Here is a 24,436-nt window from a genome sequence, read left to right as displayed (position 1 = left end):
GTGCTATCAAAGTATGAAAAAACTCCTTCTGCTAGTTACTTTTTTAGGCCTGATCTTTCCCGCTTTGGCACAGGACTTCAAAGCGGGAGCCGCCGTCCGGCTTATCACGCCCAATCCTTTGTTACCGGTTTCGGGGGGTATTGGTACGCCCAAAAAAGCAGTCGAGAAAAAAGGGGAACTCTATGTGAGAGCCTGTGTCTTCGAAAAAGGCGCTACGCGTATTGCCATCGTTAGCGTCGACAACCTGGGGTGGCCATCCGTACTTGGCAACAAATCGAGAGCACTGATAAAGGGCATTCCACCCGAAAATATCCTTATTGGCTGCACGCATACACACAGCGGCCCCGATGCCTACGGTTTCCCGAATGAGAAAGGCGAATCGTTTGCTGACCTTGCTTATCTGAACAAATGCGTACAGGCTATAGCCGACGCTGTCAATGAAGCCTTAGCTACTGTAAGCCCGGCTACACTAAAAATCGCGGTTGGCGATGCGAAAGGCCAAATTGCCTATAACTATTACGCCCCCGAGCTATACGACCCTCGCTGCGGAGTTATCCAGGCCACGGCAACATCTGGCGAGAATGCAGGCAAACCCATTGTCACACTCGTCAATTATGCTATCCATCCAGAAGTAATTGGCTCGGATCGGGGCATTCTCAGCCCTGATTTATGCGGTCCGCTTTGCAGCCGACTGGAATCGAAAGTGGGGGGAGTGGCCCTGTTCATGAACAGCGCCCAGGGCGGTATGGTAACGGCCGACAATCGGCGGGAAAATACGAAGGAAGCAAACACTTGGGAAGAATGTGTCCGAATTGGCGAGTTGCTGGCCGACGAAGCCTTACGCATCCTGAGCCCCGCCAACCCACAACCAAACCCAACGCTTTTCTGTGCCGTTCGTCGTGTCTCGTTTCCTATTGAGTCGGATATAATGAAATATATTGTCAAAAACTCCCCGTTGAACTATGACGTAGCCGCCGGAGACAAGGTTGTGGCTCAGGTGAATTTACTCAACATCGGCACCGCACAAATTCTGACCATTCCAGGCGAAGCCCTGCCGAATATCGGGTATTATATCAAACGCCACATGCAAGCCAATGTCCCTTTGCTATTCGGGCTGACAAACGACGCGTTTGGCTACATGCTCACTAAAGTAGATTTTAATAGTTTCAAACGGTACGAGTACATCAGCCGCACAAGCCTTGGCGAAAACACCGCCGAAATCTATATGCCCGAAGCCCTGAAATTAATTGCTGAGTCACCGCAGGCTGATTCGTATAAAAAGTAGCGCGGGTTTTCACTCACGTTACTCAAACTAAACCCCTCACAATCGATGAAACCGAATTTCCTTAAAACGCTTGTCCTTGTAGGCCTGATCAGCTCCATTGCCCTTTTCTCCTTTATCCTCCCGAAACCAACCGATGGCATCACACCCGCCACGGCACTGGAAAGCTACCTGAAAAATGGCGATCAGTCGTTTAAATGGGAAATAAAAGATACCTATACCTATGGCGATATTACCGCCTATGAGGTACTGCTGACATCTCAAAAATGGCGGGAGCACATCTGGAAACATCAACTCACGGTAATGGTTCCGAAGGAAATTAACCAGGATGGTGCCTTGCTATTCATTACTGGCGGATCAATAAAAGATGGCGAACCACGCTGGAACGGACACGAAGATGGGTTTAATCGGGCAATGAGTACGCTGGCGACAAAAAACAAAGCTATTGTGGCCGTACTCCGGCAAACACCCAATCAGCCGCTTTATGATAACCTGACCGAAGACGCGCTGATTACGTACACGCTGTATCAGTTCAAAAAAGATGGTGATTATTCGTGGCCGTTACTTTTTCCGATGGTGAAAAGTGCCGTTCGGGCAATGGACGCCATTCAGGAACTGGCCAAACAGACACTCCATAAAGATGTGAATCGGTTTGTTGTGTCGGGCGCGTCCAAGCGCGGCTGGACAACCTGGCTCACGGGTGCAAGCGACAAACGGGCCGTTGCCATTGCCCCTATGGTCATTGATATTCTGAATATGCCGGTCAATCTGGATTATCAGATGAAAATCTGGAATAAGTACAGCGAACAGATTGAAGACTATGTGAAAATCGGTATACCGCAAACAGTTCACACAAAAGAGGGAATAGCTATCAACGAAATGATTGATCCGTACTCATACCGAAAAAAACTAACCATGCCCAAAATGCTCTTTATGGGCACCAACGATGAGTACTGGACGGTCGACGCGGTGAAGCATTATATTGGCCAGATTCCGGGCGAGAATTTCATTCATTACGTCCCCAATGTTGGGCATGATCTGGGCGACAAACGACAGGCGCTGGAAGCATTAAGTGCTTTCTTCGGCATGACCCTGAACAAGCAACCCTATCCAAAGTGTCAATGGACTATATCGACGACTAAAAAGGGTGTAGACCTCACACTAAAAGCGACCCCCGATAAGCTGGAGAACGTTATAGTCTGGTCGGCCAATTCGACAGACATGATTTTTCAGGATGAGAAATGGTCGGGGAAAAGTTTGGGAATCAAAAACAAAGCAACGTTTTCAGTCAATGAATTATATCCTGCCTCGGGTTACCGGGCGTTTTATGTAGACTTAACCTATAAAGCCCCCACGGGTGGCACTTACACCGAAAGCACCCGGATGTTTTTGACCGATACGGATGAGGTATTCCTGAAATAAGCAGCGTAAAGTTCAACTCCTGACCGTTCATTTGAGAACAAACAAAAAGCCACTTCCGTAGAAGCGGCTTCGAACTGATCTATAGGATACAGAACCAAATTGAGGCTCCGGGAGAGATGCACAGACTGCTAAAAGAGATTTTTGATGTCAATTTTACGGTGCATATATTCATTGTCATTAAAGGGCAGCATAACCAATACCCGGCCATGTTCATGAACGGCTTCGATATGATCGACATCAACAAAAGAGGGAATGTCCAGCACCCGCAAAAACATAGGGACAGCCAGCCGCTGACTAGTACCATCGTTTTGTAGCTGATTAGTGGACGTGCTGACCAACAACGTATAGAGAACGAGTTTACTGCCCTCAACCAGCACGTTAAATGAATTGGCGCTTACTCCGGGAGCAGACAGGGTTATAACAAGGCGCTCGTCTTCCTTGTCCACGTTCATGGTCGTTTGAGTCGAACCACCGTAGAGCGTGTTTAGCAAGTCGATTTGACCGCCTGTTCCTTTAAACACATTTTCTATCGCTTTCATAGTGGATTTTATTTACTGTTCAAGTAGTAGTTAATAAACAAACGTCGTGCCTAACCAGATTGTAACCGTTTTTTCGGCCAGCTTGTCAGCCAAACAGCTTACATATTGGCTATATTATGCCGTTTTGACACGATGAACCCCTGTTTCGCCATTTTTTATTGTCTATTTATACAGAAGCAATAGTGTTGCGATTTATGGTCTGTATGTGGTTGTCTTTCTACACATTACCACAATCTGCCTGAAGTTCGAAAAGCCGGTTTTCATGCTGTATCTTTGTTAAATCATGCATATCAGAATTGGAACACGGAGCAGCCGACTAGCGGTTTGGCAGGCAGAACATATACAAACATTACTTCAACAAGGCGGTCTGACTTCAGAGTTAGTGCTCATCGAAACAAAGGGTGATCTGGTTCTCGACCGGTCACTCTCGAAGATTGGCAGCAAAGGCGTTTTCACGCAGGAACTGGAAGATCAACTGCGGACAGGAGCCATTGACATTGCCGTTCATAGTGCCAAAGACCTGCCGTCCATCCTCCCTCCCGATCTTCATATTATTGCCTTCACTGAGCGCGAACCAGCCAACGATGTCCTTGTCAGCCGTAACAAAAATCTTTCCCTGATGGGTGGAGAGTCGTTCAGGATTGGCACGTCTTCTACCCGGCGGGTGGCGTTACTGAAACATTACTGCCCGCACCTGACCACCGTTGATATGCGCGGGAATCTGCAAACGCGGCTTCGTAAACTCGACGAGGGGCACTGCGATGCGCTGTTACTGGCCTATGCCGGTGTTCACCGTATGGGCTACGACGATCTGATTGTGGAACGCTTGCCTCTTACCGAATTTACCCCCGCCGTTGGGCAGGGAAGTATTGCCATCGAAGTTGCCACACCATCCTTGAGCGACGACCTTAGCGAAGCCATCACGCGGCTCATCAACCATGCCCCAACAGCCGCCTGCCTGCGGGCCGAGCGGGCCTTTCTGGCACGACTTGAGGGTGGTTGCAGTATTCCATCGTTTGCCCTTGCCCAATGGACCGATGAACAAACCATTAGCCTGAGCGGTGGGCTGGTGAGCCTGGATGGCAGTCAGTTGTTAAAAGAAACGTTTACAGGCCCACCCGAAGAATCTCATTTGCTGGGACATTCACTAGCCGAAGCCATTCTGGCTCGTGGGGGCGACGCTCTATTACTTGACATTCGCGCACAGTTATGATCCCAACAATTGCCCAATCAGACGCTGATATTCGGCTGTGTTTACCCGCTATGCTGGCCCTTCGTCCGCACTTGACCTCTGAGCAAGCCTTCGAGCAAATACGCTTTCAACAAGCCAACGAAGGTTTTGTACTGGCGTTTGTACCTGCCGAAGACCCCTCAGAACCCGCTTCGGCAGTGATGGGCTACCGAACATTGAATTTTCTGTACAGCGGCAAAACCATTTATATCGACGATCTTTCTACACTTCCCAGTGCGCGAGGCAAGGGATATGCAAGTATGCTGGTCGATTTTGTGGTAGAGCAGGCTCGCCAGTCTGGTTGCCAGTGCGTATCGCTCGACTCGGGCCAGAACCCGGCCCGTTACGATGCCCATCGACTTTATTTAAAGAAAGGATTTAACATCACCAGTCATCATTTTAAGCTGGATTTGTAATGTAGCGCGGACATCCTGTCCGCGTAGCCGAAAGCTAATATTGCGCTAATTAGCCTTCGGCTACGCGGACAGGATGTCCGCGCTACTTAACGCAAAAAAACCTTTCTTTGCGTTCTTTACCCTATACTTGGCGGCTTTTGCGTTTATCTTTAAAATACTATGAATCTGTTCAGAATTAGTTGGAGTAATCTTAAAGACAAACCACTAAGCAGTTTCCTGAGTGGGCTTTTGATGACATTTGGCATCACGATTATTTCGCTGCTACTCTTGCTCAACAAGCAACTCGATGATCAGTTTCGCAAAAATATAAAGGGCATCGATATGGTGTTGGGCGCTAAAGGAAGCCCGCTCCAGTTGATTCTGTCCAGTATATACCAGATCGACTCGCCGGTCGGCAATATTTCGCTTGATGAAGCCGAACGGCTAACGCGCAACCCAATGATCAAAACGGCCATCCCCCTGTCGATGGGCGATAATTACCAGTCGTTTCGTATTGTTGGCACCAGCAAAAAATACCTCGATCACTTTGGAGCTACCGTAGCCCAGGGCAAGCTATTCCAACAGGATTTAGAGACCGTTATCGGACCCCGTGTGGCGGCTGTTACAGGATTGAAAATTGGGGATACCTTCTCCGGCTCGCACGGCCTCGACAAGGATGGCGAAGTACATGCCGATACGAAATACAAAGTTGTTGGCATTTTGAGTGGTACAAACACCGTTACCGACCAACTCATTCTTACACCACTTTCCAGCATCTGGGCCATTCATGAGCATCACGAAGAACATGAAGCACCAGCCGCCGATGCTACGGAAGGCCCGGAAGAACCCCGCGAGATTACGAGCATGCTTATCAAATTTCGGAATCCGATGGGTATGATGCTGGCACGGGGTATCAACAGCAACTCCAAACTTCAGGCCGCCCTACCCAATATTGAAATTAATAGGCTGTTCTCGTTACTCGGCGTGGGTGTCGAAACCCTGCGGGGGCTGGCCATTGTCATTATGCTTATTTCCGGCATCAGCGTATTTGTCTCCCTCTATAACTCGTTGAAGGAAAGACGTTATGAAATGGCTCTGATGCTGTCTATGGGTGCAACCCGCGCCCAGCTTTTTGGTATGCTGCTACTGGAAGGGCTGGTGCTGGCACTGATAGGATTTGTTTTGGGCATTCTCCTCAGCCGTATTGGATTATGGCTATTTTCGAGTAGTGTCTCCTCAGAATATCATTACAATCTGGCGGCCTTCGGTATCCTGCCCGAAGAATGGATTTTGTTAGGCGTTGCCATCCTTATTGGCCTTCTGGCGGCTGCTCTACCTGCTCTGGGCGTTTACCGCATGAACATCTCAAGAACGCTGGCGGAAGAATAGACTGATGTACGAGTTACGATGTACGATTTCTTATGCGTTAGCCCCACTCGTACATCGTAACTCGTACATCGTAAATCAATTCATCCCACCACATTGTAGATCACCACGGGGGCGGATTTGTTTTTTAAGGTTACTTCGCCGATGCGTTCGCAGGTGAACGACTCGGCGATTTGCTGTTGTGCCGATTCGACAATGACAATTTGGCCAGCCTGAGCCACCGATTGCAAACGCTGAGCCATGTTGACCGCATCGCCAATTACGGTGTAATCCAGACGCCGGAGTGTGGCTGAACCAATATTACCCGACACCATTTCGCCGGTGTTGATGCCGATAGATACCTGCGGGTGATAGTTTGGGTGATTGGGCAGGTTGTCTTCAAGCGTAGTTACCTGTGTTCGCACAGCAAGTGCCGCTTCAATGGCCCGGTCGAAGTGATACTCCCCCCGAAAAACGGCCATCACAGCATCGCCCATAAACTTATCGACGTAGCCTCCCTGCGCAATGATTTCCTTAACCATCACGTCGAAATAGCGATTCACCAGACGCACGACCGTATCGGCTGATTCGCGTTCTGAAATGGCAGTAAAACCACAGATATCAATAAAAAGAACGGTAGCTACAACAGTTTCGCTTGCCGACAACGATGTTTCGAACTCGGGCCGATTCATAAACGTCAACACCGACTCATCGACATACATCCGCAAAATGTTGTTTTCTTTAATGGCTTGCAGCGTTTTACGAAGTTGCATCACATACTCCATCGTTTTCTGCATTGTCAACTCCAGGTCCTCAAAATTGACAGGCTTGGTCACGAAATCAAATGCCCCCCGGTTCATGGCAGTGCGAATATTGTCCATGTCCCCATAAGCCGACACAATGACGGCCTTGAGCATTGGGTTGTTTTCGTGAAGTTTGATCAACAGCGTCAGACCATCCATGCCGGGCATATTGATATCGGTCAGCACCATATCTGTATCCGGCTCCTGCGCCAGAACCTCCAAAGCCTCTACACCATCGTGCGCAAAGATGAATTCGTATTGTTTTTCCCGTATCTGTCGTCGAAACTTCTGCTTGATAAGCAGTTCAAGATCTGTCTCGTCATCAACCACCAATATTTTGGCCTTCATGCTAAATCGTGAAGTTTTTGTTTGAGGACTGTAAAGTCGAGGGGTTTTGTTAAAAAATCGTTCGCGCCCAACGAAACGGCCTGCCGCTCCGAGTCGGGGTCGCCATAGGCCGTAATCATCATGACAACGGGGGGTGGAGGTGCCTGAAAATCCTGCCGTATGTGCCGCAGCAGCTCAAAACCGCTCATGCCGGGCATATTAATATCGGATAAAATCAGGATAACTTCCGATGTATGACCGGCCAGATAAGTCAATGCTTCTTCGCCCGAATTGGCAAATGCTAACTGGAACTCGGCATTACGAATCTCGCGACGAAAGCGTTGGAGAAATAGGTCTTTTACGTCTGTTTCGTCGTCAACCACTAAAATTTTCTTCATAAAAGAGTGAGGTATACATCAAATATAGAAATTTGACTCGTGCCTTCTTTAAAACTGTCTATGTTCCTTTTTATCTCAACGGGCTTGGCGGGGTCAGATAACGGGCCAGAAACTTGTAAATTTCCTCGCGCGAATCGCGGGCCAGCTTCGTATCGAGTCGGTTAAAGCTATGCCCGCCGGGTGCATCCTGATAGATTTTGTACTCGAATTTTTTCTCATGCGCTTTCAATGCGTTGATCAGCGACTCAACTTCCAGCACGTTTACGTCTTCGTCGTTTGTATTGGTGTGAATCAGAAGGGGCGTTTTAAGTTTCTGGGCGTTCCAGACCGGCGACCGACGGCGGTATTCGGCTACATTATCGGACGGGTCTTTGCCAATGTGGGTAGCCTCCGAAAAAATGGTTCGGTATGCCTGCGGCTTGTAGCCTAACCGGGCAATAATATCCGTAACGGGCACACCGGCATAGGCCACTTTATAATCGTCGGGGTGATCGAAAATATTCATCAGCGAGATCATGCCCCCATGGCTCCAGCCAATGATGCCTACGCGATCGGGGTCTGCTTGCGGCATGTTTTCAACCGCCCATCGTTTCCCGGCCAGTACATCGTCGTTTTCGTAATCCCCGTAGTCGATCTGTTTATAAAACTCACCGCCATAGCCAGCACTTCCCCTGTACTCTGGGGCGATAATCAGGTATCCCTGATCGAGTAGCTCACGAACAACGTGTGCATAAAGCGTACTGAAATCGCCATGAATCCCATCATGTACAAAAATCAAAAGCGGCAGTTTTTTAGCTGACGTAAACTTCTTTGGCACAAACGTATAAGCCGGAATGACAACCGGGTTTGTCGCTCCTTGACCTGTCGGATTCTTGACAACATGGGGCGGCTTGCTGCCATACCGAATCTTATCAATGGCAGCCACATCGCCCAGCTTCTGGTACCAAAGCAGGTCGTCAACGGTTTTAGCCAACCCCTGATTCGCTAACCGGAGATTTTCCTCCAGCATCCGAATACGTTCATTCAGATCCGTTGGCGAAGCCGTTGTTTGGCTTGGTGGCGTACTTTGCCCATAGGTAACACAGTGAAGAATGAGGGTTAGAAAGACCAGATACAGGTTGCGCATGAGTTGATGAATGGTTAATTAATTACTTCATTTCAGTTCAGGTAATTTGTATTCATTATCAGGTTAAGCGGGTAATGTAATCGTGAAAGTTGTCCCTTTGTCTTCTACGCTCTCTGCGGTGAGCGTTCCTCCATGTCCTTTTGTAATGATGTCGTAGGCTAATGACAAGCCCAGACCTGTACCCTGTCCGGGTGGTTTAGTCGTAAAAAACGGCTGGAAAATTTTTTGACGAATGTCGGCGGGTATACCGGTTCCGTTGTCAATCAATTGAATCGTAATTTTATTGTTGATCCGCCTTGTACTGATTTGTACACGAGGCTTATAAAGCTCCCCCATTACCTTCTGGCGTTGATGAACGGCGTAGAATGCATTTGTACACAAATTCAACAAAACCCGACCTACATCCTGCGAAATAAGGTTTACCAGTCCCAAATCGGGCGCTAAGTCCTTGACCAGATCAACATTAAATGACTTGTCTTTGGCTCGTAAACCATGATAGGCCAGCCCTATGTACTCATTACATAAAGCGTTCAAATCAGTCGGCACTGTTTGCCCGGAACTTTGCCGCGAGTGCTCCAGCATACCCCTGACAATACTCGACGCCCGGTTTCCATGATGGCTGATTTTGGACATATTATGCGAGAGGTCGGCCATTAGGTCCGCTTCCAGCACTTGGTCGCGTTGATCTCCTTTTGCGTGTTCATCGCTTAGTTCCTGGATCAGCTCAATTGAAACTTCCGAAAAATTTTTGACGAAGTTGAGCGGGTTTTGAATTTCGTGGGCTATGCCAGCGGTCAATTCCCCCAAACTAGCCATTTTTTCGGCCTGTATCAACTGGTCCTGCGTGGTGCGGAGTGTATCGAGCGATTGCCGCAACTCGGCCCGTAACTCTTCCTGTTTTTGCAGGAAGCTTTCGAGCAGAAAATAAACGATTCCGCAAATTGTGACCAGATTAGAGGCAAAAAACGTAAGTATCACACCACGGGGCAGCACTGGCTCCTGCCGCCCATACTGATATTCCCAGACAGCGGCTGCGATAATTACGATCACAAATAGATAAAAGCTAATCCGGGCTACACTACGCCGGGTATATAGCAGGGCGCCCGCAGGAGCCAGAAAGACAGCGAACACAACGGCACTAGCTTCAACAAACCCACCAATTGTTAACTGAGTGACCAGCGGAAACAGGAAAATCAGCGCCAGTTGAACAACCCCAAAGACATCATATCGGTGTGAGATACGCAGGTAGATCAGATTTAACAGACAAATAGGAATGTAAATGTAGATGACATAAGCTACCGATGGAAAGCCCAGAAAAACATAGATCAGCGCATAGACTACGCCCGATGCAGCCGTAAAAATAGCCAGTTGTACGGCCGTCGTTCGCTTCTTGAACTCTTCAGCATCTAACCCATCGAACCCGAACAGGTTCCATATCTCGCCCTTTTTGAACAGGCTTTTTTTCATACTACGACACGAGTGGTTGGTTGCGCTGTTGCGAAAATAGATAAATATACACCCCATCGAGCAAAGCCGTCAGAACGCACATGGTCAATAGGAAGCCATCTGTAAAATGAAGGAAGCAAAACACAGAAATGAGCAGGGTGCCAATACCCTTGCACCAGGCAGTTGGGTACGAAAATAATGTCCAGTCATTTAGCCGAAGCGCCAGGGGAATATAAAGCGCCGAGATGAGTATGTTCAACAAATAGCCCGAATAGGCCCCCATTTTGCTCAGTGGAGCGTCGTAGATGTCAATATAAAAATAAAGTAATGGCGCCCATGCCAGAATACCCAATACGCTCAACAGGCCAAGATGTCTGTTAATCTGGGGTAGTGTAACCTGTTTGTGGCCATACCGAAATGCTCCATATACGATCAGGCAATCCATAAAAAACCAGACACGGTAGCCCCACATAAACAAACTACCGATATCCGGCACGAACACCCAACTCCATAAAAACTCCCACACAATGTTGCCCCAGATGGTAACAATCGGAATTTCGACAAATTGACGTTTAAATATGCTTCGAAGGGTAAAAAAATAGACAACGATCCAGAGAAAACAGCCGGCGCCAAATGTAATAAGCTCTAGAGGAGTATAATCGCGAAGGTTCAGTAAAGGTTGATTCATAGGAGGTTATCGTGAACGTCAGGAATTTTTAGTAAGCTGGCTTATCCAGGACGTAACGGCCGTCCAGGCGGTGTAGAGCAGAAATCCGGCGGCATAGGCCACGCCCCAGACCACCATGAGCGCATCGAACCAGCCCGGTGTTTTTCGGTAAGGCATACCAAGCCGGTAACGCCAGGCATCATACCACTTGAAGGGCGCAAAAAATACCGGTTCGTGCAAATTCCAGACACGACAGGGCGACGCATCGACGCCCGATAAGTCAATGATGCAGTTAACAGCTCGCCGGGCTGCTTCATTGGCACCTTCCATGGTGGCCAAATCTGTATTGGTGCGCACGTAATCCGACGCCAGAAACAGGTTTGACAAACCCGGCAGAAAGGCATCCGGGCGGTTGGCCCAACTGTTAACGGTATTGACCAGAAGCGGCTCGTGATCGACCAGCACCCGTTTTCCTTCCTTCTGCTTCCCCACAGCCGAAGCGGTTGGGTCGGCCACATTGGGGGGTACTTGCTCGTTTAGGTCATGGTCAAGGTAATAGCCCCGATAAGGTACGTCATGATCCATATAAACGCCCTGCTTCATATCGTCGGTGAGCACTACCGTGCCATTCACGTTCAAACTTCGCTTGAGTTGCGCCCATACCCGGTCGGCTATTTGATCGAAAGTCTGGCATTCTCTGGCTTTCAGGGACGGCAACCCTGGCTCGGCGGGGCTGGCAGCCTCCCAATCTGAGATATCTACCGAAAAAATAGTTTTTACAAGCCCATCCCCTCGCTTATTTATATCGAAATCACCCCAGAAAGGCAATTGCGAAATAGATGTCAGGGCCCACTCGCTGTCGACGTAAATACAATGCCCATGCACCACCTCAACCACCTGATTCAGGTAGAATTGAATGCCATTCATCCACGCCACATCGGCAGCTAATTCGTCGATGTGTTCAAGACTACCAATACTTTTCTTAACCTCATTGGAGAGTAGCACGGCTGTTACTTCGACGGGTGTGGCCAGCAAGTAGTAGTCGCCAACAGCGGGCGGATCGTAGGCAAACCGATCCGGTACGGGTTGAGCCGCCTGAGTCTTAGGGGAGGCATTGGATGGTACGGGTACGGCCGACGGATTCTCGGCAGCCAGTGCTTTTTGCCAGTCCTGAATCTGTACGGACGTAACATGACCCTTGTCGCAAACGACCTCTTCAATCAACGCCCCTTTAAAGAATCGAACGCCCTTTTTTGTCAGGTAGTCCTCCCACGGGTCCAACCACACATCGTTTGTGGGCCCATTCAGAACGCGGTCTGTATGCATGCCGGGATTGGCAATGTTGAACAGGAGCTGAATAAAAATATCACCCCCGGTTTTCGTACTGGCAAATTTGGCATTGGCCGCCACGAGTGTGCGTGTAAGACCTTCTACCAATAGATGCTGGTAGGCATGGCTGTGGCCGTCAGCATCCATAAACTGCCACCAGCCAACTTTTTCATACTCCAGGTCGCGCCTTCTCTGGCAGGAAGTCATAAGCTGCCAAACCTTACCGGCAAAGAATCTGGCTTCGCCCGGCAGCAAACCGGTATCGTGTGTATGCAATACGCCAATAGCTGCTTCAATGTCGGCCAGTGACTTTGGGAAACTAACAATCGTAATGATAGGCTTTTTGCCATTGCGGAGGATACCAACACGGGTTACATCCACAAGGTTATCGAACACCCCCTGGCGGTTTTTCTGACCAGCCGCGTTTGTGTACGGTATCCGTTTCATGGTATCCGTAATGTGCTTGTAGAAACCCGGAAAGAAACGAAAGCCATGTTCTCCGGGTAGCGAATGCTTACTGCTGCCGGGAGCGGTAGGGTTCATTCCATTGGGATCGGCGGGGTTCGATCCGGGAACATTTACACTACGGGCCTTGCCGCCAAGATAATAGGGTTTTTTCTCGTATACATCGACCGAAAAGCCGCGTTCAATTAATTCATGGGCTGCGCTCATACCGGCAACGCCACCACCGAGTATTACAACTTTTGGCATAGATCAAGAGGATAGGACTAGAGGAAAGACAATGTACGTTATTTATCTAAAATCCCAAAAGTAACCTACTGGTAGTCAATAGTATGCCAACTAAAAGGTGGGCATTTCAGCCGAATCTCTTTCAACCCGGCAATTTCAACAGAAACGTTGTTCCTTCTCCTTCTTTACTGGCTACCTTCAGGCTGCCCTGATGCCCCTTGGTGATGATCTCATAAGCCAGCGACAGACCCAACCCCGTCCCCTCCCCCGTGGGCTTGGTGGTGAAAAAGGGCTGGAAAATCTTCTGCTGAACCTCCTCCGACATACCCGTCCCGTTGTCGATCACCTTGATCACCACTTCACTACCGGCACAGCGCGTGCTCACTCTCACCGTGGGCTGGTAACCCGATTCACTGCCCGCCTGCTTCTGGCGCTGCTGAACCGCATAAAACGCATTGGTGAACAGGTTCAGCACTAGCTAGCTAGAAGAAACCTTTGGAGAGTAGGTTTTTACGTTCCGGATCCCGCTGATCGGCATTTTTCTCTTCGATATGAACGTGAAAGACGCCCTGGAGCCGGTCAATGGATGTCAATTCGAAATTTTCCAGAATAAACTCAGGCAACAGGAACTGGATGATGGGTAAGAAACTCTCCAAAGCAAGTAGGTTTGATTAAGAACACAAACCTAGAAAAATACAACGCTCTCCACAACTTTTGGAATTGATCCATTAAGAACACAAACCTAGAAAAATACAACGCTCTCCACAACTTTTGGAATTGATCCCAACTTTTGGAATTGATCCGTAGACGTTACATCCCACGGCAACTATCAAAAATGTTTTGCAACCACATAAAAAAAGCACTTACAGTATTTCTGTAAGTGCTTAATAATCAATGAGCCAGTGGAGGGATTCGAACCCCCGACGCGCTTGCGCATCCTGATTACAAATCAGGCGGAATCGACCGCTATCCGACACTGGCAACTCTTTACTTGATTCGTTTCCGAATCATGATGCAAAAGTAGGCTTTTTCGCTTTTCTATGCAAGTGGAGGCACTATTTTTTTTAACGCAAAGACGAAAAGGTATGGCGTAACGAGCGCAATTAATTATCTTCTTTGCGCTCGTTACGCCATACCTTTTCGTCTTTGTGGTTAGGTACTATGCCTGAGCCACACGCAGTTGATGACGCAGGTCATCCAGCTGTTTCTCGGCGTCGGCAATTTTCCGGTCAATGTCGGCGCGGAGTTTATCGGCGTTTTTCGACCGGGCAAAAAACTCAATGTTGTTTCGATAAGTTGCAATGTCGTTCTCGATGGATGTGATGCGCCGACGAATATCACTTTCGCGTTTGTTCTCCACATTACCCCCATCGCGATTGCCGCGATTGTAGTCGCCACGATCACCCCGGTCACCACGATCGCTGCGACCCGGACGGGTTGCTTCGGCTTCGCTTTGCAGCATGATGCGCTCTTTATCTTTTGCCGGTATTTTACCCGTTGAGCCAACCAGTGCGTTCACCGCATTGATATACCGCTTTTGGGTAGACTGCATATCTTTTTTCGGCACGAACCCAATGCTGTTCCACTCCTTCTTGAACTCATTCAGTTGGGATAGGTCGGCGTTGGCCGTAGCGGCCGCTTCGATCCGTTCGATCAACGCAATTTTGTTGGCTAGGTTACCTTCAAATTCGCGTTCGGTTTCTTGGTTCTTGGAGCGTTTTTTATTGAAGAACGCATCGCAGGCCGCTTTGAACCGGTCGAAAATGCTGTTCTTCTGCTTTTCAGGCACCTGACCAATATTTTTCCACTGACGTTGCAGTTCGATAACCGTCTGCGTGATTTCAGGCGACTCCTCCCCTGCTGCCAGGATAGCTTCTACCTGTTCGCACAGGTCGACTTTGGCCCGCAGGTTTTCTTCCCGCTTGCTTTCGAGTTGACGGAAGAATTCGCCTTTATTGTGAAAGAACGTTTTCAACGCTGCCCAGAACTTCTTGCTCAGTTCCTTGCCTTCTTCGCGTGGCATTGGCCCTTTGATGGCATTCCAGCGATCCTGCAACGTCATTACCGCCTTCGTTTTGTCGTTCCAGTCGTTAATACTGTTCGACGCAAATGAGGTAATGGGCACTAATTCTTCGTATATAGCCGACTTCTCTTCGTATAACTGTGCCGACTCTTTCCGCTGCTCATTGGTTTGACCCCGGCGTTTATCGTACAGTACATCCAGAGCCGCCTTCATGCGTCCCCACAACACTTCCTGCTCAGCTTTAGGGGCTGGACCAATGTGCTTATATTCCTCGAACAGGGCGTTGGCTTCGTCGATCGTCTGGCGCGTTACCGGCGTTTCTTCCGATGCTTTCGCCATGGCTTCAACTTTCTCGATCACCTCCGTTTTCAGGCTAGTGTTGCGCTTCCGGTCGAGTTCTTTTAATTCAAAATAAATATTGCGGTTGCTGTAATACCGGTCGACAAGGGCGTGGTAAGTAGCCCAAAGTGTGGCATTGTGCGGGGAGTTCATGTTCCCGGCAGCTTTCCACTCGTCCTGTATTTTCTTAAACTCGTTCCAGCTAACCTTCGGATCACCAGCGTTGTTCTCGTCGGTTTCGACCAGTTCGCGCAGGCGGGTCAGCAAGTCCGTCTTCGAGGCAAAGTTGGTATCCTTTGCCTTATCCAGGTTCTGGAAATACGTATTTTTCTGACTCTTGATTAACTTATATAATTCGTCGAACCGCTGAACGGACTCGTCGTATTTGTATTCGAATCCTTCTTCGGCACCAGTCTCCGTCACGTAAGCCTGCAAAGCGGCTTCACGCTCGGCCCGCTTCATCTGGTCGAACAGCGGCTTCACCTCTTTCAATGTCAGATCGGCTTTCTTGAAATCGCCGGGCGTAACTGAAGCGACGCTGATGGCGGCCATCTGCGTTTCGAGAAGATTAACGAAATCAGCCTTCGAAAACTGGCTGTAGTCAGCGACCGAAGCGACCGGACTTTCGTCTTCAGCTTCCTGAACATCAGCATATTGTGCTGTCATTTCTTCGCTGGCAACAGCTTCTGCCGTCGGCTCTGCGGGAGCATCGGCTGTGGGCTCTGCTTCGGCAACCTCCGTTGGGGCAACGTCCGTTTGGGCAACCTCTGCTTCGGCAACTGGCTCGCTCACTTCCGGGGTGGCCTCCTGCGTTGTTTCCGGCGCAGTGGCTTCAACCTGAGTTGATTCTTCGGGCGCAGATGTAGCCTCCACGGGAGCAGCCTCCGGTGTGGGTTCGTCAACCGGTGTGGCGGTTGGTACTTCATTTGTGCCGTCAATACCAACAGCTTCGGGCTGTGTCTCGTCTGCAGAAGCCACGGGTGCTTCTACAGATTCGGGTGTTGTTGCAGCGCTATCCTCGACCGTAGGTTCTGGAGCGGGTGCTGTAACAGATGCCTCCGATTCGTTGTTGATATCTTCGGGAGTATTAACTGCCAGCGAGTCAGTAGCCTGGTTTTGGGTTTCCGGCTGCTGGTTAATTTCCTGTTCTTGGTTTGCCATGTTGGGAACGTACCGATTACTTTTGCAAAAGTACGACAATATGCGGATTTTCTTGTAGTACAGTCATGGAAAAGCCATTAACACAACTCATCCAATGCCGTCAGCAATCAGCGACTTACGAAATGAATATACCCTAAACGGGTTAGATACTACCGATGTTTCACCCGATCCGTTTACTCAGTTTCGGCAATGGTTCGATGAGGCACTCGGCGCGTCTGTTCCAGAACCAAATGCCATGCACATTAGCACGGTAACTGCCGGTGGACGCCCCGATGGAAGAATTGTACTGCTCAAAGATATGTCGGATGCCGGCTTTGTCTTTTATACGAATTACGAAAGCCGTAAAGGGCGCGAGTTAAGCGACCATCCGTTTGCCGCTCTTACTTTTTTTTACCCCCAACTCGAACGCCAGATCCGTATTGAGGGAACTGTCGAAAAAGTAAGTGCAGAGGAGTCGGACGAGTACTTCAACAGCCGCCCGCGCGGCAGCCAGATCGGGGCATGGGTATCAGACCAAAGCACTATTATCGACAATAGAGCCGTACTGGAAGCCCGTCAGCATGAACTCGAAGCTCAGTTTGCCGATAAACCCGTGCCACGCCCACCACATTGGGGCGGGTATCGGGTGGTGCCCGACGCGCTGGAATTCTGGCAGGGCCGACCCAGCCGTCTTCATGACCGGATTCGGTACAGCCGGACAGCTATTGGTCAGGCCTGGCAAATCGACCGACTGTCGCCGTAATGTAACCGTCGTATCAGACAGTATCCCTGCTGTCTGATGCAATACCAGAATTAACCCACCGCATTTGATCAAAAAAAACCAGAAATTGACTTATATATAGATAAATTTGGGTGATTTTGCTAAATTACTATATATTTGCTAAGAATGTATAGATAAAATTACCCACCGTATATGAGTTCTTCAAAATGTCCTAAATGTGAGAATACGGAAACCGTCCGCAACGGTGTTGTGGGGGGGCGACAGCGGTTTCGGTGCAAAAACTGCGATTATAATTTCACGGTTCAGAAGGTTGGCAAGGGTATAGATACTTATTACGTAATTAAGGCACTTCAGCTATACATAGAGGGCGTCAGTTTCCGGGAAATCGAGCGTTTACTGGGCGTTAGTCACGTGTCGGTGATGAACTGGGTGAAGAAATATCAGATACGGGTCCCAGCAAAAAACTCATACCATCCTACTTATAAAATCCTCAATCAGAGCGAATTGGCAGCGTACTTCAGTAATCGCGACAATGTAACAGGGGCTGGTATGATTGTTACCGAGCTGGGAGATAAGTTTATGCTCATTAAGTGGGAACGTTTTCGGAGCGATTAGAGCGTCATCTATACTGATTTTGCATAGCTATATCGGGTATTAGGCAGAGTGCGTGAATGATTTGACTTTTGTCTTGTCAAAAAACTACCACTTACCTAAACCTAAATTTATACCGTGCATCGATTATCTACCCGTAACGTACTAACCGCCCTGGCCTGCCTTACTGCAACGCTACCCGCGTTCAGTCAAGGTCAGGCCACGGTTCCAGCCTCAACAACAGTTACCTCCCTTGCCGTAGCCACTCCGGCGGATGTTGCACCGGTAACAGTTGCCAAGCCAGCCGAAACACCGGCACCCACAGCGTTTTCGCTTAAATTCAGTGGTTTTGTGCGGAATGATTTTTCGATTGATTCCCGTCAAAACACTCTTTTACGTGAAGCTTCGGTTGATCTGTATCCGAAAGACAAGCAGTTGGATATTGACGGAAAAGACATAAATGCCGTAACTAATACTAACATGCTGGCCATCAATAGCCGCCTGGGTATGGCCTTTAGCGGACCCGATGCCTTTGGTGCTAAAGTTTCGGGATTACTGGAAATGGAATTCTTCGGCCCGTCCGATGCTGCCGTTGGTGCTGTTCGTTTACGTCACGCCTGGGCCAAACTCGACTGGTCGAAGCGGCAGATCGCTTTCGGTCAGTTCTGGCACCCGTTATTTGTACCTGAAGTATTTCCCGGCGTTATTAACTTCAACACGGGTATCCCATTTCAGCCATTTAACCGAAGCCCGCAAATTCGTTTGACAGAGCATTTGAGCAAAAATGTACATTTGATTATTGCTGCCATTGCTCAGCGCGATTTTACGAGCATAGGTATCAATGCCGGTTCATCTGAATACCTGCGTAACTCGGCCGTACCGAACATGCACGCCCAGTTACAATACAAAAGTGATCGATTTGTGGCAGGCGCAGCCTTTGATTACAAGCTGTTAAAGCCCCGTTTGTCGGTTGGTTCCGGGGCTACACTTCGTGTTAGCAACGCTACAGTAGGAAGCACGGCCATGATGGTTTATATGAAAGCAGTGGGTAAGTCAGTGACTTTTAAAGCCGAAGCCATGACGGGCTCAAACATGACAGACCATGTTATGCTGGGCGGATATCTGGCCTACGGTGTAAACGGCATCGAAACGTCGTACAAACCTACGAAAATCACCTCCGTTTGGGCTGATCTGTCGGGCAATGGCAAAGTAGTGGTACCGGGTATCTTTTTCGGTTATTGCACAACATCGGGTGCCGACATAAACGCCATTGCTGCCTATGGCCGCGGTATTGCACTGTCAGGTCGTGGGGCTATCAATGATCTGATGCGAGTTTCTCCCCGGGTTGAGTTCATCGCTGGTAAATTTAAAATTGGCACCGAGCTGGAAATCACATCGGCGGCTTACGGCACCTCAACGAGCGACGCTAAAGTTTCTGATACCGAGTCATTTACAAATACGCGTTTGTTGCTTACCACAACCTACGCGTTCTAAGATTATTAATTTTTCAAGTAATTAATTGGGTATTCGTTTCTTTTCAGGCAACAAATGTCCTATTGATTCCCATCGTACAAGTACCTACATTCATTTTCCTAAATTTCTTCCTTACATGATTACAGAAGCACCTAAAGCTACCTCCAACACACGCAGCCTGATAAGCGTGATTGGGGCCTCCTCTGTCGGCACGCTCATTGAGTGGTACGACTTTTACATCTTCGGATCGCTGGCTACCGTACTTGCCACCAAGTTTTTCCCGGAGGGTAATCCTACTGCGGCTTTTTTATCGACACTGGCTACGTTTGCCGCCGGGTTCATTGTTCGCCCGTTTGGTGCGCTTTTCTTTGGTCGTTTAGGTGACCTCATTGGCCGGAAATATACGTTCATGGTTACCCTCATGCTGATGGGTGGTGCCACCTTTCTGATTGGCTTGATTCCAAGTTTTGAGTCTATTGGTTATCTGGCTCCTTTCCTGGTACTGGTCCTTCGGCTTTTACAGGGTCTGGCCCTGGGTGGTGAATACGGTGGTGCGGCAACTTATGTTGCGGAGTATTCGCCCGTTGGTCAGCGCGGTTACTGGACATCCTGGATTCAGACAACGGCTACCATCGGTCTGTTTATCTCGCTGCTGGTTATCCTGGTGACCCGCAAGTCAATGTCGAAAGAAGAGTTTGATGAATGGGGCTGGCGCGTGCCGTTCCTGGTGTCGATCCTGATGGTACTGGTTTCGTACATCATCCGGAAAAATATGCACGAATCGCCGTTGTTTGCTAAAGCGAAAGCAGAAGGAAAAACATCGACGAATCCCCTCAAAGAAAGCTTTGGCAACAAATACAACTTCAAATTTGTGTTGCTGGCGCTGTTTGGTGCTACGATGGGGCAGGGTGTGGTTTGGTATACAGGCCAGTTCTATGCCATGAACTTTATCAAAACGGTTTGTAATGTTGACGCTATCCAGTCGGATGAGTTAATGACCGTTGCGCTGTTGATGGGTACGCCTTTCTTCGTTGTGTTCGGCTGGCTGTCTGATAAAATTGGCCGGAAGGGTATCATGATGTTCGGGATGCTGGTAGCTATTCTCTCCTACCGGACTATCTACGAGAAAATGTACCAGACCACCAACCTGAAAAACAAACAGGAAGTTGTCGCCAGTTTCACGGCTGATTCTACAGTAGCGTCTGATCCTAAAGTTGCCGGTGGTTCGATCAAAACGAAAACCGTTACACGTGCCTACACAGACGGTACAGAACTGACCGAAGTGACAAAACTGAAAATTGCCGCTGATCCCTCCGCTGAACCAGCGAAACCTGAAATCAAAAGGACAGTAAAAATTACGGATACCGATCGTTGGTCGCTGATCTGGCTGGTGTTCATCCAGGTGATTTTTGTGACCCTTGTTTATGGCCCAATTGCGGCCTTCCTTGTCGAGATGTTCCCGGTCAAGATACGGTACACGTCCATGTCACTGCCTTACCACGTCGGTAATGGTATCTTCGGTGGCCTGTTGCCAGCCGTGGCTACCTATCTGGCTACGGGCGCTAAAGAGGCCAATACGCTTGCCGATAAAGCGGGTACGGCCCTCCCCTATGCAGCCCCTTACCTGGAAGGTCTCTGGTATCCAATCATTGTGGCGGGTGTCAGCCTTGCCATCGGACTGATTTACATCAAGAACAAAGCGCAGGTAGTGGATTAACCTGCTTCAGACATTTCTCTAAAATAAACTCGTTAACATTAGTCGATTATGAACACAGTAAAACGATTCATGGGCGTTGTCTGGCTCGGTCTGGCAGCACTGGCAGGCTACTTTGGCCTCACCTCCTTGGGTTTACCCAAACTTGCCTCCGGTAAAACAGATGACCTGGTTTTCGGTCTTATCATTGTTATCGTACTTATGCCCCTGATTGTTGGTGGTTTAATACGTTTCGGTCTATACGCTTTACAAGGCGAATACGACGACTGACACGCGGTCTGGGTCGACCGCTGGTTTACACCCGGCCCGATACAAAGCGGTTGTTCCCAATAAGGGGCAACCGCTTTTGTTATTACCTGTACCCGACAATACCCTGTTCACCCACCGTTCCTTACCTTAAAAACCGTGAAAAATGTCCGTTTGCTACTCCTTAGCGCGTTGTTTCTACTACTGCTCAATGAGCCGATCATTTCGATCGTGAGTGATGCCGAGTTGATAGGGGGCATCCCTGTTCTGTATTTATACGTCCTGCTGGTGTGGGCGCTGCTCATTGGCATGCTGGCTTACGTGATTCATCGCTCCTCGCTACCCGACAATTCCTTGTCCGACGATGAATAGCCTGACGCTCATACTGTGTTCGCTGCTGTACCTGGCTCTGCTGTTCGTAATTGCCGATAGGGCAGAACGGCGCGGCCTTAAATCCTCGCCGAAACGCAGTGTTGTCAGTAATCCATACGTTTATGCCCTTTCGTTAGCAGTTTATTGTACCGCCTGGACGTTCTATGGGAGTGTTGGTAAGGCTGCGTCAACAGGTGTTGAGTTTATGTCGGCCTATGTTGGCCCTACCCTCATGGCTCCTCTCTGGTGGATTCTGCTGCGCAAGATGATCCGCATTTGCAAACAACAGAATATTACCAGCATTGCCGATTTTATTTCGGCCCGTTACGGTAAGAGCCGCGAACTGGGTGTACTGGTCACCCTGTTCTGCGTCGTCGGTATCATCCCCTATATTTCTATCCAGATCAAAGCCATTGCGGGCAGTTTTGCCACCCTGTCGGGACAAAGTGCAGCTACTGCCAAGCCCTTCTTTCTGGGCGATCAGGCTTTTTTGATCACCCTCGTTCTGGCCCTGTTTGCCATTCTGTTCGGTACCCGTAAACTCGAAGCCACTGAGCGACACGAGGGACTGGTGGCAACTATTGCCTTTGAGTCGCTGGTGAAACTGGTGGCCTTTGTGGCCGTAGGCATATTTGTCTCATTCAGTTTATTCAATGGGCCTGCCGACATTTTTCGGCAGGCAGCTAAGGTTCCTGCTCTAAGCTCTGAGTATAGTTTCGGGCCTGGCCATAGCTCGGGCGACTGGTTCTGGCAGTGTTTATTATCTGGTCTGGCCGTACTTTTTTTACCCCGGCAATTTCAGGTAGCGGTCGTAGAAAACGGAGATGAGAAACACCTCAACAAAGCCATGTGGCTGTTTCCACTCTATATGTTCCTCATCAGTTTGTTTGTTTTGCCCATGGCATTTGGTGGCCAGTTGCTGCTCGGTAATCATACGAACACCGACGAATATGTACTGTCGTTACCGCTTCAGCACGGACAATTGGGCCTGGCCGTACTCGCTTACCTGGGCGGATTTTCGGCGGCTGCCAGTATGATTATCGTAGAAACGACGGCCCTGAGCGTTATGATCAGCAACAACCTGATTATGCCACTTTTGGTCACCATACCACGCTGGCAGCGACAACGCCGAATACGCCCCGGCGCTTTTGTATTGAACATCCGGCGACTGTCTATTCTGTTATTACTCTTGTTTGCGTATAGCTATTACCGGGAAGTATCGAATCGACTGTCGCTGGTGTCGGTTGGCATGATTTCATTCGCGGCCGTCGCTCAGTTTGCACCAGCCATTATTGGTGGGCTGTTCTGGAAGCGAGGCTCTAAAGAGGGTGCCCGTCTGGGACTATTGGCGGGTAGTGGTATCTGGCTCTATACGCTCATTATTCCCACGCTGGTTCCGGCTATTTTACCGCCTTCGTTACTGACCGACGGACCATTTGGCCTGAGTCTGTTGACTCCACAAAGTTTATTCGGCCTTCATCAATACGATCCCATTTCGCACTCGGCTTTCTGGTCATTGTTCATAAATACCAGCCTGTATGTCTGGGGATCGCTTCGTAGTCCCCAAAGCGCTATCGACGCCAATCAGGCAGTTTTGTTTGTGGATGTTTTTGACCTGAACCGCGCCCGCCAAAACCCGGTTGTCTGGAAAGGTACCGCCCTGTTAACCGATGTTCAGGGATTACTGGCTACATTTTTTGGCCCGCCCCAGGCCGATCATGTGGTAGGTCGGTATATTCGGCGGCATCGAATTGACGCGAACCAACCCTATGCCGACCCACGTCTGGTAGCCCACGCCGAACGGTTGCTGGCCGGAGCTGTTGGCGCTGCTTCAGCCCGGATTCTGGTTGCCTCGGTAGCCAAAGAGGAACCCATCACTGCCAATGAAGTAATCCAGATTTTAAAAAGCTCGCAGGCGCTGATGGTCGCAAATAAAGAATTGACCCGGCAATCGGCAGAGTTAAAGCAACTGACGGGGCAGTTAAGCGAAGCTAACGAACTGCTCAAAACGGCCGATCAGCAGAAAGACGACTTTTTATCGACGGTAAGTCATGAAATCAGAACCCCCATAACGTCCATTCGGGCACTGATAGAAATTCTGCACGATGAGCCTGATCTGGACATAGATACCCGCCAGCGGTTTCTGAGTACGATTACGAAGGAATCAGAACGGCTGACACGACTAATTAACCAAATCCTCGAACTCGAACGCATTCAGTCGGGTCGGGAACCGCTCGACCTTGCCCTGGTATCGCTGGCCGAAATCGTTCGGGACTCGGTCGAGACAGTACGACCCCTGGCTACGGATAAACAACTTATAATTGTTACCGAAATTCCCGAAAGCCCAATTTCGATTATGGTCAACCCCGACCGGCTTATGCAGGTTATGATCAACCTTGTATCGAATGCCGTTAAATTCAGCCCGGCCGGTGGCGAACCGATTCGGGTTCGGGTTGATCGGAGTCAACATAGCTGCCGTGTGCAGGTCACTGACCAAGGCATGGGTATTGCACCCGCTTATCTGGAGCTTATTTTTGAGAAATTTTATCGCGCACAGACCAATGAAACAGTAATGCCTAAAGGCAGTGGCCTGGGGCTGACCATTTCCCGCAAACTAATCGAACTATACCAGGGTAAGCTACTTGTTGACAGTGAGCCCGGCAAGGGGTCGACGTTCACATTTCATTTACCTTTACTTATAAACAATTCAGTAGGGAAGGATAACCAAACGCCTTATTTATCCTGAGCCGCCAAGCTCAATTGACAAACAAATTAT

General features: G+C 49.2%; 22 protein-coding genes and 1 tRNA gene. 12 read left to right on the top strand and 11 right to left on the bottom strand.

All coding sequences use genetic code 11. The annotated features are described in order from the left end of the window. The first annotated feature begins 13 nt into the window (after positions 1-13). Positions 14-1,285: a hypothetical protein gene (locus CWM47_RS26000; RefSeq protein ID WP_100991354.1), complete on the top strand. Its 1,272-nt coding sequence runs from the start codon at positions 14-16 to the stop codon at positions 1,283-1,285. Between the two features lie 45 nt (positions 1,286-1,330). Then, positions 1,331-2,704, top strand: coding sequence for a PhoPQ-activated pathogenicity-related family protein (locus tag CWM47_RS25995; protein WP_100991352.1), 1,374 nt, complete (start codon positions 1,331-1,333; stop codon positions 2,702-2,704). A gap of 128 nt (positions 2,705-2,832) precedes the next feature. Here the strand turns inward: CWM47_RS25995 and CWM47_RS25990 are convergent, their stop codons facing one another. Then, the gene (locus tag CWM47_RS25990; protein ID WP_100991350.1) at positions 2,833-3,243 is read right to left on the bottom strand and encodes an Hsp20/alpha crystallin family protein; all 411 of its coding nucleotides are present in this window, start codon (positions 3,241-3,243) and stop codon (positions 2,833-2,835) included. A gap of 283 nt (positions 3,244-3,526) precedes the next feature. Between CWM47_RS25990 and hemC the strand changes: the two genes are divergently transcribed. The 3 genes from hemC to CWM47_RS25975 all read left to right on the top strand — a co-directional run bounded on the left by hemC (position 3,527) and on the right by CWM47_RS25975 (position 6,258). Then, the gene (hemC, locus tag CWM47_RS25985) at positions 3,527-4,456 is read left to right on the top strand and encodes a hydroxymethylbilane synthase (RefSeq protein WP_100991348.1); all 930 of its coding nucleotides are present in this window, start codon (positions 3,527-3,529) and stop codon (positions 4,454-4,456) included. Beyond that, entirely contained in the window at positions 4,453-4,890 is a 438-nt protein-coding gene (locus CWM47_RS25980; protein ID WP_100991346.1) for a GNAT family N-acetyltransferase, read from the top strand. Before hemC ends, CWM47_RS25980 begins: the two co-directional genes overlap by 4 nt. Positions 4,891-5,049: 159 nt before the next feature. Continuing rightward, a complete protein-coding gene (locus CWM47_RS25975) occupies positions 5,050-6,258 on the top strand; it encodes an ABC transporter permease (RefSeq protein WP_100991345.1) in 1,209 nt (402 codons plus the stop codon). Between the two features lie 80 nt (positions 6,259-6,338). Here the strand turns inward: CWM47_RS25975 and CWM47_RS25970 are convergent, their stop codons facing one another. From CWM47_RS25970 to CWM47_RS25925, 10 genes are all read right to left on the bottom strand, one after another. Continuing rightward, on the bottom strand, positions 6,339-7,385 hold the full coding sequence (locus tag CWM47_RS25970) for an adenylate/guanylate cyclase domain-containing protein (RefSeq protein WP_100991344.1): 1,047 nt from the start codon (positions 7,383-7,385) through the stop codon (positions 6,339-6,341). After that, positions 7,382-7,762, bottom strand: coding sequence for a response regulator (locus tag CWM47_RS25965; RefSeq protein ID WP_100991343.1), 381 nt, complete (start codon positions 7,760-7,762; stop codon positions 7,382-7,384). Before CWM47_RS25965 ends, CWM47_RS25970 begins: the two co-directional genes overlap by 4 nt. 70 nt (positions 7,763-7,832) lie before the next feature. Continuing rightward, on the bottom strand, positions 7,833-8,888 hold the full coding sequence (locus tag CWM47_RS25960; RefSeq protein ID WP_100991342.1) for an alpha/beta hydrolase family protein: 1,056 nt from the start codon (positions 8,886-8,888) through the stop codon (positions 7,833-7,835). A gap of 63 nt (positions 8,889-8,951) precedes the next feature. Then, a complete protein-coding gene (locus CWM47_RS25955; protein ID WP_100991341.1) occupies positions 8,952-10,355 on the bottom strand; it encodes a sensor histidine kinase in 1,404 nt (467 codons plus the stop codon). 1 nt (position 10,356) lies between these two features. After that, on the bottom strand, positions 10,357-11,022 hold the full coding sequence (locus CWM47_RS25950) for a transmembrane-type terpene cyclase (RefSeq protein ID WP_100991340.1): 666 nt from the start codon (positions 11,020-11,022) through the stop codon (positions 10,357-10,359). Positions 11,023-11,040: 18 nt separating this feature from the next. Then, entirely contained in the window at positions 11,041-13,041 is a 2,001-nt protein-coding gene (locus CWM47_RS25945) for a hydroxysqualene dehydroxylase (protein ID WP_100991339.1), read from the bottom strand. 121 nt (positions 13,042-13,162) lie between these two features. Further along, a complete protein-coding gene (locus CWM47_RS25940) occupies positions 13,163-13,495 on the bottom strand; it encodes a sensor histidine kinase (protein WP_100991338.1) in 333 nt (110 codons plus the stop codon). Positions 13,496-13,502: 7 nt separating this feature from the next. Further along, a complete protein-coding gene (locus CWM47_RS40680; RefSeq protein WP_240625477.1) occupies positions 13,503-13,676 on the bottom strand; it encodes a hypothetical protein in 174 nt (57 codons plus the stop codon). A 241-nt stretch (positions 13,677-13,917) separates the two neighbouring features. Beyond that, positions 13,918-14,001, bottom strand: a tRNA-Thr gene (locus CWM47_RS25930). Between the two features lie 178 nt (positions 14,002-14,179). Further along, the gene (locus CWM47_RS25925) at positions 14,180-16,543 is read right to left on the bottom strand and encodes a DUF349 domain-containing protein (protein ID WP_100991337.1); all 2,364 of its coding nucleotides are present in this window, start codon (positions 16,541-16,543) and stop codon (positions 14,180-14,182) included. 94 nt (positions 16,544-16,637) lie between these two features. Here CWM47_RS25925 and pdxH point away from each other — a divergent pair, with 94 nt between their 5' ends. The 7 genes from pdxH (at position 16,638) to CWM47_RS25890 (ending at position 24,406) form a co-directional block, all read left to right on the top strand. Beyond that, positions 16,638-17,285: a pyridoxamine 5'-phosphate oxidase gene (gene pdxH, locus CWM47_RS25920; RefSeq protein WP_100991335.1), complete on the top strand. Its 648-nt coding sequence runs from the start codon at positions 16,638-16,640 to the stop codon at positions 17,283-17,285. Between the two features lie 171 nt (positions 17,286-17,456). After that, complete coding sequence (locus CWM47_RS25915; RefSeq protein WP_100991333.1) at positions 17,457-17,879, top strand: IS1/IS1595 family N-terminal zinc-binding domain-containing protein; 423 nt, start codon at positions 17,457-17,459, stop codon at positions 17,877-17,879. A gap of 114 nt (positions 17,880-17,993) precedes the next feature. Next, complete coding sequence (locus tag CWM47_RS25910) at positions 17,994-19,349, top strand: hypothetical protein (RefSeq protein ID WP_206170543.1); 1,356 nt, start codon at positions 17,994-17,996, stop codon at positions 19,347-19,349. Positions 19,350-19,464: 115 nt separating this feature from the next. After that, the gene (locus tag CWM47_RS25905) at positions 19,465-21,045 is read left to right on the top strand and encodes an MFS transporter (RefSeq protein WP_100991331.1); all 1,581 of its coding nucleotides are present in this window, start codon (positions 19,465-19,467) and stop codon (positions 21,043-21,045) included. A 48-nt stretch (positions 21,046-21,093) separates the two neighbouring features. Next, complete coding sequence (locus tag CWM47_RS25900) at positions 21,094-21,312, top strand: DUF6814 family protein (RefSeq protein WP_100991329.1); 219 nt, start codon at positions 21,094-21,096, stop codon at positions 21,310-21,312. A 135-nt stretch (positions 21,313-21,447) separates the two neighbouring features. Beyond that, positions 21,448-21,660, top strand: a complete 213-nt coding sequence (locus CWM47_RS25895) for a hypothetical protein (protein WP_100991327.1) — start codon at positions 21,448-21,450, stop codon at positions 21,658-21,660. Continuing rightward, complete coding sequence (locus CWM47_RS25890) at positions 21,653-24,406, top strand: ATP-binding protein (RefSeq protein ID WP_100991325.1); 2,754 nt, start codon at positions 21,653-21,655, stop codon at positions 24,404-24,406. Before CWM47_RS25895 ends, CWM47_RS25890 begins: the two co-directional genes overlap by 8 nt. Positions 24,407-24,436 lie beyond the last annotated feature (30 nt).

The sequence above is a fragment of the Spirosoma pollinicola genome, assembly GCF_002831565.1.
Taxonomy (GTDB): domain Bacteria; phylum Bacteroidota; class Bacteroidia; order Cytophagales; family Spirosomataceae; genus Spirosoma; species Spirosoma pollinicola.
Note: the sequence above shows the minus strand (reverse complement) of the source record. Positions and strands in the feature narration are given on the sequence as shown.